We start from the raw sequence: 15,120 nt of genomic DNA on the forward strand, positions 1-15,120 counted from the left end.
ATTATAAACTTACCAAAGCCTTGTACGCCGACATCACTATTAAAGCGCATTGCGACAACCCCGCAGAGGCTGAAAGTATACTTTTGGGGCTGAATGCCACTTACCAGGGGCAGGATGTACAGACGGATACCCATTACGAAACAGACCTGGGTAAACTGAAGTACCGCAAGGGAAACGTTGAGCATGTACTGATGCAGTATAACAGGGTACAACTAGATGACGCTAAGAAAACAGAAGTATACTTATACTTGAAGAACCCAACTGCAGCAACTATAACAGCGGTTTGCGGCGGTAAGAAAGTAATAGCTGAGGTAAGGAAAGTTCGCAAGATTTTTTTTATAGACAATGTGAAGTTCCACATCGACCAGGTAGAGGGCCAAGGCAATTTCCTGGAGATAGAGGCGATTGACCTTGATGGATCTGTAGGAGAGGAAGTGCTGCGGCAGCAATGCGACTATTATAAGGAGCAGCTACAGATTCAGGAGGAAGACCTGGTGCCGGAAGGCTACATATAATTTAATAAGAATCAACCATAATTCGAAATACATAACCATACACAAACTATGACCCTGCTCGACGGTAAAAAAACATCTGAAGCCATACTACAAGAAATAGCGCACGAGGTACAAGCCATTAAAGCTAACGGTGGCAAAGTGCCGCACCTGGCAGCTGTACTGGTAGGCAACGATGGTGGATCGGTAACTTACGTGAACAATAAAGTGCTTGCCTGCGATCGCATCGGGTTTGGCTCGTCGCTTATTCGCTATGAAGATACGGTGACGGAACAGGAGCTTTTGCAAAAGATACAAGAGCTGAACGAAGATGACAACGTTGATGGGTTTATAGTACAGCTTCCCCTGCCCAAGCACATTAATGCAGAAAAAGTAATCGAGTCAATCGATCCGAGAAAGGACGTAGACGGATTCCACCCGACAAATGTGGGCCGCATGGTAGCGGGCTTAAACGCTTATTTACCTGCCACACCTGCAGGTATTTTGCAATTGCTGCAGCGCTACGATATACAAACGAGCGGCAAGCATTGCGTGGTGATAGGCCGTAGCAATATTGTAGGCTCACCGATGAGTATATTGATGTCCAAAGCCGCTTACCCAGGCAACGCCACCGTTACGCTGTGCCACCGTAACACCAACAACCTGGCTTACCACACCCGCCAAGCTGACATCATTATTTCAGCGGTAGGTATACCGGGCCTAGTTACCGCAGATATGGTAAAAGACGGTGCAGTAGTTATTGATGTGGGCACAACACGCGTGCAGGATGCCAGCCGTAAATCGGGATATAGGTTGCGTGGCGATGTTGACTTTGATGCAGTTGCCCCTAAGTGCAGCTTTATAACACCTGTACCGGGTGGAGTAGGCCCCTTAACAATTGCTATGTTGATGCAGAATACCTTAAGAGCCGCAAAAAAAGAAGTATACGGATAGTTCAGGCTGCTAAGGCTCCTAATGCATAGGCCCGGTGGCGTCAGGTTTAAACCGTTAAGTATCGGTCTAAACCTGACGCTACCGGGCCTTTTTTATACATGTATGTGTATTTAAGGCTTCAGCATACAACTCAAATCTGTTTACTGGAACAGAACACCGTGCGTACCTTGTTGCAATTTTAACTAACTTTGTAAGTTCTGGTTGATTTACAAGTATAAATCAGCAGGTAAATTAAAATTACGAGACGGAAGGCTGGTTCAACGATTGGCCATAGCAATTGAGCATTGGAAGAAATAAAAGCATTTAAAAAAGCGTCTATCTATACGGTGCCTAAAGATGGCAGCGAGTTGCCTTTGATGGAGGCTTTCTATACTATACAGGGAGAGGGTGGCAATACAGGCACAGCAGCCTACTTTATCAGGCTGGGAGGCTGTGATGTAGGCTGCCATTGGTGCGATGTGAAAGAGAGCTGGGATGCGGAATTGCACCCGCTAACCCCTGTATACGAAATAGTAGAGACAGCCGCTGCTTACCCGGGTAAAAGTGTGGTGATAACAGGAGGCGAACCGCTTCTTTATAACTTATTGCCTCTAACCTCTCAGCTGCAGCAGCAAGGTATAAAAACGTGCATTGAAACCTCTGGCGCTTATCCGATCAGCGGTGTATGGGATTGGGTTTGTTTGTCGCCCAAGAAGTTTAAGGCACCTGATGCATCGGTGTATCCTTTTGCAGATGAGCTAAAAGTGATTATCTTTAACAAGAGTGACTTTAAGTGGGCAGAGGAACATGCGGCTCGCGTGGGCGAAAATTGCAAGCTTTATTTGCAACCGGAGTGGGGAAAGGTAAACGAAATTACGCCACTTATAGTAGAATACGTCAAAAATAACCCGAAGTGGCGCGTTAGTTTGCAAACGCACAAATACATGGATATTCCTTAATACTGTATGCATAAAGTACTGCTGATCTCTTTTTTTATACTTTCCCTGTTAGCCACCTCTGCGCAGGCACAGCATCAAAAGTTAAGTACCGCTAACTCTAAAGCAGAGAAATTATACTTAAAAGCAGATGAGTACGCCAGGTCCCGTAACTTTGAAAGGGCTTTGCAATCATTGGCAGAGGCTACCGAAAGAGATCCAGGTTTTGTGGAAGCTTATATCAGGGCCGCCAACCTGCACAAGTTAATGGGCAACAAAGCTGCAAGCTTCAATAACCTGCAAAAAGGGCTTGGGTTGGCACCTTTTAATCCAGCCTATGCCAATTTCTATTTCGATTTAGCGGATTTATACTTTGAGCAAGGCAACTACGAAGCAGCGAAGCAGAACTTTGAGTCTTTTCTGAAGTCGAAGCCTAAAAGCGCAAAGCTCGTGGCCTGGGCACGTGAGCAGGTAAAAACTGCCGACTATGCAATAGAGGCGATGAAAAACCCTGTGCCATTCGAGGCAGAGCAAATGTCTGGTGCAGTAAATAAATTTGGGCTACAGTATTTTCCTTACACTACCGCAGACCAACGCTACTTTATTTATACGGCGCGCGCCAGCACAAAACCCGACCACGACGAGAACATCTATATAAGCGAACGAAGCAATGGCGAGTGGCAAACACCTGTCTCCATTTCATCAAATATCAATACAAACGCAAACGAGGGGGCAGCCACTATATCCGGCGATGGCAAAACATTGGTTTTTACTTCCTGCAGCCGCCCCGACGGTATAGGCGATTGTGATTTATACATCTCCTTCAGAACAGGCAACGAGTGGAGCAAACCTAAAAACATGGGTACAGCTGTCAACTCCAAAGCCTGGGACTCGCAGCCAAGTTTATCTGCCGATGGCCGCACGTTATACTTTACTTCAACCCGTGGCGGCGGCATTGGCAAAGAAGATATCTGGGTAACGTACCAAAGTGAAGACGGCACCTGGATTAAACCGGTAAACCTGGGCAATACCATCAACACACAAGGCCGTGACATGGCACCTTCCGTGCACATGAGTGGCTCTACGTTATATTTTGTAAGCGATGGCCATTTGGGCATGGGCGGCCTGGATGTGTTCAAAACCAGCTTAAGCCCACAGAAAAAGTGGAGTGAGCCACAAAACTTAGGGTACCCGCTAAACACGCACGCTGATGAAGGCTCTTTGTTTATTACCCCTGATAACCAAGTTGGCTACTACTCCAGGCAGGTAACAACAGATGCGGGTGCGCCAACGGTGCAACTGTTCCGGTTTAAAGTGCCAGCAGCATGGAAAAGCCTGGAGAACAGCACCTATGCCCAAGGCCGGGTGTTTGATGCTACAACAAAAAAGCCATTAGCCGCTCAGGTGCAGCTCTACGATGTGAAGCAGGATTCGCTGTTGCAACAGGTGGGGTCTGATAAGGTATCCGGGGAATATACGGTTGTATTAACCGAGGGCAGGCAGTATGCCCTGTATGTTGCTGCGCCAAATTACTTGATGAACAGCGTAAGCTTTGATTATACATCATCTAAAAGCCTGACACCCGTTGCCCTGGATGTTTACCTGGAGCCGATTAAAGCAGGTGCTGCGATGGTGCTGAATAATCTCTTTTTTGATACAGGAAAGTATGCTTTGGAGAAAAAGTCTGAGACGGAGCTAAGTAAGCTGATAAAGTTTATGCAGCTTAACAGCACCATGAAGATTGAAATAGAAGGCCATACAGATGATGTAGGAGCCGATAAGGATAACCAGGTGCTGTCAGAGAAGAGAGCGAAATCAGTAGTGGACTATATTACCAGCAACGGCATCGGCAAAGAGCGCATCCGCTACAAAGGATATGGCGAAACCAAACCCGTTAAACCAAATACCTCCGAAGAAAATCGCCAGCGCAACCGCCGCATCGAAATGCGGGTGCTGTAGGATCAAAAGTATAAGCGGACTGCTGTTACGGGGACTTCCTTTTTTCTTTACAAATATGTTCAAAGTATAAAAACAGAAAAGGCTGATCCGAAGATCAGCCTTTTCTGTTTTAGTTTATGCTATACTAGCGTTGCTCAATCGGAACGTAGTTACGCTCTGTCTCGCCAACATATACCTGACGCGGACGGCCAATTGGCTCCTTGTTCTCACGCATTTCTTTCCATTGTGCGATCCAGCCTGGCAGACGACCAAGAGCAAACATCACAGTAAACATATCAGTCGGGATACCTAAAGCACGGTAAATGATACCTGAGTAGAAGTCTACGTTAGGGTATAGTTTACGCTCTACAAAGTATGGATCGTTCAGGGCAGCCTCTTCCAGTTCCTGTGCAATAGTCAGAATAGGGTCGTTGATGCCAAGGGCAGTTAATACTTCGTCAGCTGCTTTCTTGATGATCTTGGCGCGAGGGTCAAAGTTTTTGTAAACTCTGTGGCCGAAGCCCATCAAGCGGAAAGGATCATCCTTGTCTTTTGCTTTAGCGATAAATTTCTTAGAGTCGCCACCGTCAGCTTTGATTTGCTCCAGCATCTCGATAACAGCCTGGTTAGCACCACCGTGAAGCGGGCCCCAAAGTGCGCTGATACCAGCAGAAACAGAAGAGTATAAGCTTGCATTTGCAGAACCAACCAAACGCACAGTAGACGTAGAGCAGTTTTGCTCATGGTCAGCGTGCAGTATAAGCAGTTTGTTTAACGCATCCACAATTACCGGGTTAATTTCATAATCCTCGGTTGGGTATGCAAACATCATGTGCAGGAAGTTAGAGCAATAGTCTAACTTGTTTTTTGGGTAGTTAACCGGGTGGCCAACAGAGTTTTTGTACGACCAGGCTGCAATAGTTGGCAACTTAGCCATCAAACGAATAATAGACAGATCAACTTCTTCTTTAGACTGGTTCGGGTTAAGCGACTCAGGGTAGAAAGCGGTTAAAGAGCTAATTAAAGCAGACAGAATACCCATTGGGTGAGCTGCCGATGGGAAACCATCTAGAATTTTGCGCATGTCCTCGTTTACGAGGGTGTGCATTTTTATTTTATTGCTGAAGTCTTCAAGCTCCTGAGCAGTTGGCAGCGAGCCGTAAATCAGAAGGTAGGCAACTTCAATGAAGTTTGATTTTTCAGCCAGTTGCTCGATAGGATAGCCCCTGTAGCTAAGAATACCCTGCTCACCATCAAGGAAAGTGATCGCGCTGGTAGTGGCACCTGTGTTTTTATAACCAGAATCCAAAGTGATGTAGCCGGACTCTGAGCGAAGAGAATTGATATCAATAGCTTTCTCATTCTCAGTACCTTCTACAACTGGCAACTTGTAAGATTTACCGTCTAAAATTATTTCAGCAATTTCTGACATGTGTATTTTTCGTTTATGTCTGTTGTTGTATGTCTTAGGAAGCGAAATTATAGAAAAATGTTCTAAAAAGAAATTCGTTGTAGGTACAATATTTCGATTTAACGATGTTTTAATCTTATTAGCCTCGCTTAACCTACATAATAAACGGTAACTAGCTAAAAAGTTTATTCCTTGTGTTAAAAAAGATTTTCAGCGGCTTTGTTCCTGTATTGGCCCGGTTGCAGTTACCGCTTTTTTGCACAGTAAGATGATCGGGAGTTACATGAGTAACAGTCAAAGCTATAGCTGCCACAACAATAGCTGTAGTGCGTTCAGTATCTGTACTGAGAATTTTTATACTTGCAGGCTGCTGTTTAACTAAAGCTGATTCAGTAATTGGAATTATGTGTATAAGTATAGTACAATCTTGAAATGAAGCTATTTGCTGTTGTCACTTCTTTTTCCAGTTTAATCTGAAACCAAAATAGTATAAGAAAGTATGATAGTAGAGTTAACAGCCTGCTGTAGATAAGCCGTGCATCCAATGCTTATACTTAAAGCCATAGCCCTAACACCACCTACACTTCCACAATCACCCGCCGCCATTTTTTACCTTAATACCAATTGCTATGAAACAACAAGTACCTGATGTAATGAGTAGGTATCTGCTCATTAAAAATTTTCTTAACCCGGTCAACGCAGGCAAAAGGTGGATATACTGCTTATTGTTTGCGTTTCTTTTTGCACCTGATCTTCAGGCACAGTCAAACCAGGAGCCTGAGCTGGAACGCGAGTGGGCCAAGCAGATAAGTACCGGCGCTAGTAGCTATGCCGCTACCGTTGCCACCGCCATCGGCCCTGATCAAATGCCTGTGGTAGTTGGCTTTAGCAGAGACGGCAATAGTACAACTCGTATTGTTATAACTAAACTTAACGCCACAGGCGATGTTGTGTGGCAGCAGGAATATGCAGGGGTAGCAGGAAGCATGGGCGAGTCTCCAAACCAGATGTCGCTGGACCGGCAAGGCAATATTTACATTCTCGGTTCGGTAGCTTTTGAAGAAGACAACCCGGATTTGCTTGCCTTAAAGTATAGCTCTGACGGATCTTTTATGTGGGCGCAGCACGTGAACGGCGGCGATGGCATAAGAGACCTGCCCGAAAGTATGGCAGTTTCTGATGCCGGGGAAGTATACGTTACCGGCACATCGCAGGTGCCGGGAGGTAGCCAGGTACTAACTGCTAAGTTTGATGCTGCAGGAAACATTGCCTGGGAAAAAACATTTACAGGACCAGAGGATGTCTCGGATCCGCAGGTGCAGTCGATAGCCCTTGATGCTGCCGGAGATGTTGTGGTTGCCGGAAATATAATCTCAACTGAAAGGGGACGCACCTTATTTGTAACCAAGTATAGTCAGGCGGATGGGCAACAAGTATGGGTAAACCTGCCTGAGGGCGGAGAGATAATGTTTGTAAACACTTATACCGCCGATAAACTATTTATAGGTGAAAGTGGCAACATGTACATAGCAGGCACAAGAGCCGCAATCGCCACTGTTAACTTAAGGCCTTTGCTGGTAAAGCTTGATAGCGAAGGCAACCACGTCTGGAGTAAGTTTGATGAAACGCCGTCTTATGCTTCCTATTTCAGCGATGCCCTGTTAGATGACGCGGAGAACCTGCTCGTGCTTTACTCCGCACAGTTTGGCCGCTCAGATACAGAGGCGTATGTGGCAAAGTATAACCCCGATGGGGAGAAGGTTTGGGGAGATATTATCGTAGATGCGGCCGGAGACAACATTTATTCAAACTCCCTGGCGATGCGTGAGGATGGCGTGGTTGCTTTTACGGGTTTTGTAAGAGGCAGCCTCGCGCACGAAGTTCCTGATCTGGTTACGTACCTGTATGCCGCTAATGGAGAACAACTTGACATGGACAGGTATAACCAAACAGCAGACGCAACCGAATCAGGGTGGGGTATTGCCTTTGATGCCGCTGGTGATTTATACGTAACAGGCCATGCATACGCATCAAACACCAATGCCACCAGCCTGCTTGCTATAAAATATGCAACAGGTGGCACCGTAACACCTCCGCCGCCAGCAGGCAGCCTTACCCGCGCCTGGGCCGTGACAGAGGAAGATGAAGCCGGTGAAGTGAAGAAGCTACTGATAGGAGAGGGACAAAAGCCTGTGCTCCTCAGCAACAACGCAATCTCAGCCTTCTCCACAGCAGGCCAGAAAGTATGGGAAAGTCCTTCTACGATCAACTTTAAGGATGCCGTACAGGATAAGCAAAACAACATTTACGTCCTCACCGAATGGCCGATTAGCGATACAAACAACATACTGCTTGTAACAAAGTATAACAGCGCCGGCGAACAGCTATGGAAGTACCAGTACGGGCAGGTACACCACAACATGCGTGGCGGCGGATTGGCTGTAAACGAGCAGGGCGAAGTATTTGTGGGCAGTACAGTCTTTAATTCCGGCAACGATGGGTATGTAAAAGTAATCAAGCTGAATGCAGACGGAACAGAAAGCTGGCAAGCAAACTATGAGGGCAACGCTGACTTTAGCAACCCACGCGCAGCAGGCCTGGTACTTAACGAGCAAGGCGAGGTGTATGTAACAGGCAACTATGCGATGGAAGTAGGTTTGCGCCACCTGTTCTTGCTAAAGTATGATGGGAGTGAAGGATCTTTCCTGTGGGACAAAGTATACCCGCAAAGTGAAACAGCCACGCATTACGACCCGCAGGAACTCTTCATCCACAGCGACGGAAACCTTTACATAGCAGGTACGACACAGTCGTGTTGCATCAGCCACCCTACGGCATTTGTATTAAAAGCAGATGCAGCAGGCAATGTGCTCTGGAATGCCCGCGCAGGCGATGGAAGTGAGATAGAATTGCTGGATGCCTCCCTGGGCATGGATGGAAGTATGGCAGTAGTGGGCACCTTATACAACCCAAGAGCCGGAATCAACACCAGGTTTGTTTCTAAAATCAACAGCAACGGAGAGCAGGTATGGTTTAAAATGGAGGAAGGTTTAATGGGGGTACTGGCAATGGACAACGGTTATGTGGCTGCAACCGGCACCGCCTACGCCGACCTTTTTGTGTATGTGTATGATGCGCAGGGTGTACGTGTGCAACAGGATAGTTATAGCGCCGAAGCAAACCTGACAGAAGTGGGCACGCACTTGGCCATGGATGACAGGGGCAACCTTTATGCCGCCGGTACCTCAGGCATGCCTGGCAGCGAAACTGCTGATTTACTCCTCGTAAAGTATGGCAGCACCGACGAACCAGAAGAGCCGTGCAACGAGCCTGTAGATGTAAAACTATACTTGCCACCGATGGCCAAGCGTGTAGGCTGGCAGGTACGCACCACCGCCGACTTTGGAAGTTATATACTTAACGAGGATACCGGCGTGCGTTGGGCCTGGGGAGATGGCAGCGAGCCAACCATTTCCTATACAGCCTTCGGCACACAGCGCATCACCGGAGAGCACACGTACCAAAAAGCGGGCATTTATACTATTGGGCTCGATTTTGAGGAGAGTTGCCTGAATCCTAACTCTGATGATTACACCCAGCAAATGGTGATTTTCGATCCGGAGGCAGGCTTTGTAACCGGCTCAGGAGAGTTTGTGGCCCCAGCCCAGTTCGGCAATACAAAACTGGCTTATAACTTCAGAATACAGTACCCGAACCAATATGCTACTGAGCCAGTTGGCAGCTTACGTGTGATGGTAGGAGATAAAGAGTATATGGCCAGCAGAACCCTGGATTGGCTGGTGATAGACGGTAACAGGGCAGCTATACAGGGTACAGCCAGTATTTCGGGACTTGGCAACTATAAGTTTGTGGCTACTATGATGGATGCCGGAGGCCCTGGCCCGACTGACCTGGGGGATGGCCTACGCCTGCAAGTATGGGACCTGAACGCCTATGGCAAACTTGTATTCGACAGCTATGCTGCCAACCCTGCTAAACTAGACCTGCACCAACCGCTTCCTTCCATCGGGTTTGGGCAGATCATTATTAACGGCAGCGCTGGTGAGTTGGCAGAAGGGGACCAGGAAGAAACAGAGCAGGCCAAAGCATATCCTAACCCATTCGTAGACAGAACAACGGTTGCCTTCAAGAGCCTGGCAGCAGGAGCCTACGAAGCTGTGCTGTATAACACTCAGGGAACCGTAGTGGGCACACTTAAAAGCGGTACAGCGCAGGCTGCACAGGCAATTGAGGTAGAGGTAGACGGCAGAGACCTGGACCAGGGTTTATACTTTGTAAAGCTCAGAACCGGGGATAAAGTACAGACTGTTAAGCTACTGCTACAGCGTTAACCGACACTTAATTTATTAGGAAAGGTACAGGCCACACGGCCTGTACCTTTTTTATTTTATTTTGGGGCCTCTCATATAGGCAGTTCTGCTGGCTGGCTAGTTGCACTTAATCGAATTTACCAGGACATCCACTATTATTCTGCTCTACCTAAGTCATAAGCTTAAGGTCCAGTCGGCAGGCGTTTTGCTACCTGCCTGGCTAAGCCGTAGGCGGTGTACGAAATCGTACGTACTACTGTCCGATTTCAGACGAAGGATTAGCGCATTTAAAACTTCTAATATTGTTAACAATCTGATTTAGAATATTTTATGATTTGGCATATATGTTGAAACAGGCGCTTCTGAAAGTATGGGCAAATGCTACTACTGCAGCAAAGAACCAATTACAACACCAGCTATATCCTAAAACTATGAAGAATCTATTTTTACTCCTTTTCCTTTTAGCTTTTACCACCTTGCATGCGCAGCAAAGCAGCATTTCTGGTAAAGTAACCGACGGAGAGAACAAGGCAGTTGGCTATGCCAATGTGCTGCTCCTGAATGCTGCAGATTCATCGCTCGTAAAAGGGGCCCTGACAGAAGACGCAGGTACTTTTCTGTTTGAGGGCATAGCCGCCGGAACCTATAAAGTGGTGGCAAGTATGGTAGGGCAGGGCAAAGCCAGTTCCCGGCAATTTAGTGTATCAGGTACTTCCGAAACCATTGCCCTGGACCCAATACAACTAAAACAAGCTGCCAACAACCTGAAAGAGGTAGTAATTGAAGGGCAAAGGCCTTTGATTGAGCAACATTTTGATAAAACGGTGATGAACGTGGAAAACAGCATTGTAGCAGCTGGCAATACAGCCCTCGATGTGCTGGAGAAAGCACCTGGCATCGCAGTAGACCAGAATGACAACATCAGCATGCGTGGGCGCCAGGGTGTTATGGTGATGATAGACGGCAAGCAGGTGCCGATGACAGGAACAGAACTGGCCAACTACCTCAGAGGGCTGTCGGCAAACGCGCTTGATAAGATCGAGTTGATCACAAACCCCTCTTCTAAGTATGATGCAGCCGGTAACGCGGGTATCATTAACATACAGCTAAAGCGCGATAAAAGTATGGGTACCAATGGTACCTTTTCTGCCACCTATGGGCAGGGGCGTTATGGCAAAGGCGATGCCAGCCTGCAGCTAAACCATCGCGCTAAAAAAATTAATGTTTTCGGAGGACTGAACTACTCAAACCGCAAAAGCTACAGCGAACTGGATATTTACCGTGAGTTTTTTACCGGCCAGGAATACCAGGGTGCTTACGACCAGCAAAATAATTTCGACTTCAGGGGTAGGAATACTACCGGCCGTTTTGGAATGGATTATTTTGCATCCTCTAAAACTGTTGTAGGCTTTGTAACTACAGGTAACTTCTTTAACCTGGACCGCAGCAACAGCAACCGTGCGCTGGTGCTGGATGCGCAACGTAACCCCGAAAGTGTGTTTCTGACAAATGCCGCAGTAGAGCACGCCCGCAAAAACCAGAGCATCAACCTAAACCTAAAGCACACCCTGGATAGCCTTGGCCGCGAACTGACCGCCGACATCGATTACATTGCTTATCAAAACGGGGATGAGCAGAACTTTACCACGCGTTTTCTTAACCTGAGCAACGAGCCGCTACGAACCTCGGACCTGCTGTACAGCAACCTGGATGGCAACCTTACGATAAAATCTGCCAAAGTTGATTACACACAGCCATTGCCAACGTTGGGTGCCACCCTGGAAGCAGGCCTTAAAAGCAGCATTGTTACGGCTGACAACGACCAAAGATTTTATGACCGCACAGACGGAGCGGACGAGCTTTTAACCGACAGAAGCAACCGTTTTATCTATGAAGAAAACATCAATGCAGCTTACCTCAACAGCTCTAAAAAATGGGAAAAGTTTAGCCTGCAGCTTGGCCTGCGCCTGGAAAATACCATTGCCAAAGGGGAGCAGCTTGCCGAGGTGGTGAACGAGGCAGACCGTACCTTTGACCGCAATTACACCCAGTTTTTCCCTAGTGCTTTTGTAGGCTACAACCTTAACAAAAAGCATGAGGTGGGCCTGTCGCTAAGCCGCCGTATAAACCGCCCTTCCTACGGACAACTGAACCCGTTTAAAAACTACCTGGATAAAAGCACCAACTCTGCCGGCAACCCGTACCTGAATCCGGAACTGGCCTATTCGTTTGAGTTGACGCATACCTTTGATAAGCGCATTACCACCAAGCTGAGCTACAGCCATACTACAGATGTGATGGTTAACGTGCTATCGCGGGAGAGCGAGGAGGAGAACACCATTGTGCAGACTTTTAGAAACCTGTCTACGTTTGATTATTACGGGATGACAATGACTGTGCCTGTATCGATAGGCAGTTGGTTTAGCAGCATGAACAACGGTACGTTATACTATGGCCTGTACCGTGGCAAATTATCCAACACCACCCTGGATGCCGGCAGACCTAGTTTTACGCTGAACTCTAATAATACCTTTACGATCAAAAACGGCTGGTCTGCAGAGCTGGTAGGTGTATACCGGTCAAGCGAAGTGTATGGCTTTATGACCGTTGACCCTCTCTTTTACTTTTCGGGTGGCGTGCAGAAGCAGCTGTGGGACAAGAAGGCAAGTATAAAACTGAATGTGTCGGATATCTTCTTCTCAAATAAGGTGCACGGCGAAAACAAGCTGGCAAATTACGCCGAGTCTTTTGATCAGCGCCGTGAGTCGCGGGTGGCAAATCTTAGCTTTAGTTACCGCTTTGGCGGCTCGCAGGTAACGCCTTCGCGCCGCCGTACCGGAGGTGCCGAAGAAGAAAGAAACAGAGCGAATTAACCTGCGTTAGTTACATCTACTACAGCATGCTTCTTCTGGTTACGAGGAAGCCTACATAACACAGAGAGGCGCTTTACAAGGCGCCTCTTTGTTTATACTTACCAGGTGGTATCGTCATCGGGGTTTACAAAGCCTTCGCCGGGTTTAAACCGCGTGCCTCTGCCGTTCAGGTGGTCCCACATGTCTATCTGCATTTTCATCTGGTCCAGCTCCAGAAACTCCTGCCAGCGCTCCTGGTCGTCGGGCGAGAAGTGCTCCACGAGGTCGTCTAATTTCAGGTTGGCGTTTTGCTGCATGTGTGCCTGCAAGTCGCTGTTGGTGCGCAGCAATTGCTCAATCATAATCCTGAAATAGGTGTTCAGTTCCTTGTAGCGTTCTCCGTCCCAATTAGCAAGGTTCATGTTTTCCATGGTATTTATACTTTGGCAATATAAAAACAGTTTAAGACAGAGGCATGCCTTACCCATTGCCTCACATACCTATACTTTAGCTGCAAGTATAAATTAAAAAAAACTAGTTAAGGGTTTCTTTTAAAATCTGAGGGTTGTGCACACTTACTATATGCCTGGCGGGACCGTACAATTCGGCTAAAACAACCTGCTGTAAAAGTAAAAAGACCTGCTATAAAAGCAGGTCTTTTTTTAAGTCAAACCAGGTATGTACGGGTTATCCGCCCACCTGGTCTCGCAGATCTTCTGCACGTTCTAAGTGCTGACGAAGAGTAGGCAAAGTCTGTTCAGCAAAAGTTCTCAGGTCATCGTCGTCAAGTTCATCAACGGCTCTTTCGTAAAGCTCTATGGCCTCACGGTGCGCCTGTACTTGCACCGCTGCAAAGTCCTGGTCAAAAGCTGTACCGTTTTTGCTTTGCAGCCTGGTTAATATGGTTCGTTTGTCTTCTGGTAGTGTGGCGGCAGTAGGCATCGGCACATTGATATTCTCATCGCGTGCTATATCCATCAACCTTTGGCTGGACATGGTGTGGTCCATTACCAGCATGGCGCCAAAATCAGCTACTTCCTGGGCTTCGGCCTGATTCTCTGCCAGAGAACCGGTTTCGATTTCGAATACATCGCTTGCAGCAGCCCGCTGCACAAACTCCGTCTCGGTCAGGAGGTCAATATCAATCGGATCATCATCGTCGTCATCGCAGGCTGTAACGGCTACCACAGAAACTAAAATTACTAAAAGTCTCCAACTTCTCATTGCTATCATTTTCAAAGGCTTTTGATTTAATGGTTAATTATTTTAGGGCCAGCACCACTTCATCTTATACGGTGTTTGCTAAACCTAACCTCTTAAACGACCTCAATTGGTGTCAGTTCGGGTGCAAATACGTAAATAATCTAAGTGTTTATACGTAATGCAACTATTTGAATATTAAGCTATTGCGAGTTTTGCATACCGTAATTGATCTAAAAAAAGAGTGCAATTTCAGGTTTAAGCCTGTGGCTGAAAAGATGTGAAAGTGAGTGTAAGCCATACTTTTTTAAAAGCCAGCGTTATACTTTTTGTAGTAGGTGGCCTGGAGTGATTTTAACCTCAACACGGTGGCCTTAAGGCAAAACGAAGAGGTTTCTTAGCAGTTATACTTATACTGTTGGGCTTAGGAAGTATAAAGCTGGTGATGAGGTTTGCAAAGCCACTTCAGGAGCAGGAGCAATCAAAAAAAGGCAGTACTCCGGGATGGAAGCGCTGCCATTTTATACTTTATAATGCCTGGCTATTGCTCTGGCTGTATGCCGGGAGGGTTAAACAGCCCCCAATCATCCAGTATATAATTCCAGGGGTCGAAGCCCTGCACCCAATCCCTGAACAAGACTTTATAAACCAGCAGCGCCTCCCGTATCAGCACCAGGTACTGCGTATCCGGAAAGCGGAACATTTCCAGTGTTGCGCAATGGGTGCCCAGGTCGCGGGCAGCCTTTCGTGCCATTGCCGCGTTCTCCATCCGGATATCGTAAAGGTCGCCGGCTTCAGCTCCTGCCACTTTTACCGTAAGCAAGGCAGCGTCTTCCAGCATCATATGTTTAATATGCCCCAATACTTCATCCTCCTCCGGAATCAGCTCCACGATTTTAGCGGTAATCTCAAAAATCTCTTTTCCTTTCTGGAAAAGGGGCAATTGCTCGGGGTCTACAGCCATAGCAGGATAGATGAATTGTAGTAGCCAGCTGCCCAATAACCATAACCAGGCAAAACGAAGGGCTT

10 protein-coding genes are annotated in these 15,120 nt (G+C 47.1%); 6 read left to right on the forward strand and 4 right to left on the reverse strand.

Going from position 1 to position 15,120, the window contains the following annotated elements:
- Positions 1-20 precede the first annotated feature (20 nt).
- From Q1A23_RS07155 to Q1A23_RS07170, 4 genes are all read left to right on the forward strand, one after another.
- Positions 21-515 (forward strand): CYTH domain-containing protein, encoded by a 495-nt coding sequence (locus tag Q1A23_RS07155; RefSeq protein WP_299821479.1) that lies wholly within the window; start codon positions 21-23, stop codon positions 513-515.
- 48 nt (positions 516-563) lie between these two features.
- A complete protein-coding gene (locus Q1A23_RS07160) occupies positions 564-1,445 on the forward strand; it encodes a tetrahydrofolate dehydrogenase/cyclohydrolase catalytic domain-containing protein (RefSeq protein WP_299821481.1) in 882 nt (293 codons plus the stop codon).
- A 284-nt stretch (positions 1,446-1,729) separates the two neighbouring features.
- Positions 1,730-2,383 (forward strand): 7-carboxy-7-deazaguanine synthase QueE, encoded by a 654-nt coding sequence (locus Q1A23_RS07165; protein ID WP_299821483.1) that lies wholly within the window; start codon positions 1,730-1,732, stop codon positions 2,381-2,383.
- Positions 2,384-2,389: 6 nt separating this feature from the next.
- A complete protein-coding gene (locus tag Q1A23_RS07170; protein WP_299821485.1) occupies positions 2,390-4,318 on the forward strand; it encodes an OmpA family protein in 1,929 nt (642 codons plus the stop codon).
- A gap of 124 nt (positions 4,319-4,442) precedes the next feature.
- On the opposite strand, the gene Q1A23_RS07175 is transcribed toward Q1A23_RS07170, so the two are convergent.
- Entirely contained in the window at positions 4,443-5,729 is a 1,287-nt protein-coding gene (locus tag Q1A23_RS07175) for a citrate synthase (RefSeq protein ID WP_299821486.1), read from the reverse strand.
- 608 nt (positions 5,730-6,337) lie between these two features.
- On the opposite strand from Q1A23_RS07175, the gene Q1A23_RS07180 reads away from it, so the two are divergent.
- Positions 6,338-10,060: a T9SS type A sorting domain-containing protein gene (locus Q1A23_RS07180; protein ID WP_299821488.1), complete on the forward strand. Its 3,723-nt coding sequence runs from the start codon at positions 6,338-6,340 to the stop codon at positions 10,058-10,060.
- 410 nt (positions 10,061-10,470) lie between these two features.
- Positions 10,471-12,912: a TonB dependent receptor gene (locus Q1A23_RS07185; RefSeq protein WP_299821490.1), complete on the forward strand. Its 2,442-nt coding sequence runs from the start codon at positions 10,471-10,473 to the stop codon at positions 12,910-12,912.
- A 98-nt stretch (positions 12,913-13,010) separates the two neighbouring features.
- Here Q1A23_RS07185 and Q1A23_RS07190 read toward each other — a convergent pair whose 3' ends face one another.
- The 3 genes from Q1A23_RS07190 to Q1A23_RS07200 all read right to left on the reverse strand — a co-directional run bounded on the left by Q1A23_RS07190 (position 13,011) and on the right by Q1A23_RS07200 (position 15,055).
- On the reverse strand, positions 13,011-13,322 hold the full coding sequence (locus tag Q1A23_RS07190) for a hypothetical protein (protein ID WP_299821492.1): 312 nt from the start codon (positions 13,320-13,322) through the stop codon (positions 13,011-13,013).
- A gap of 256 nt (positions 13,323-13,578) precedes the next feature.
- A complete protein-coding gene (locus Q1A23_RS07195; RefSeq protein WP_299821493.1) occupies positions 13,579-14,115 on the reverse strand; it encodes a DUF4142 domain-containing protein in 537 nt (178 codons plus the stop codon).
- Positions 14,116-14,632: 517 nt separating this feature from the next.
- Positions 14,633-15,055 carry a hypothetical protein gene (locus Q1A23_RS07200; protein ID WP_299821495.1) on the reverse strand — a complete coding sequence of 141 codons (423 nt, stop codon included), beginning with the start codon at positions 15,053-15,055 and terminating at the stop codon, positions 14,633-14,635.
- Between the last annotated feature and the right edge of the window lie 65 nt (positions 15,056-15,120).

The organism is uncultured Pontibacter sp. (genome assembly GCF_947492645.1).
GTDB lineage: Bacteria > Bacteroidota > Bacteroidia > Cytophagales > Hymenobacteraceae > Pontibacter.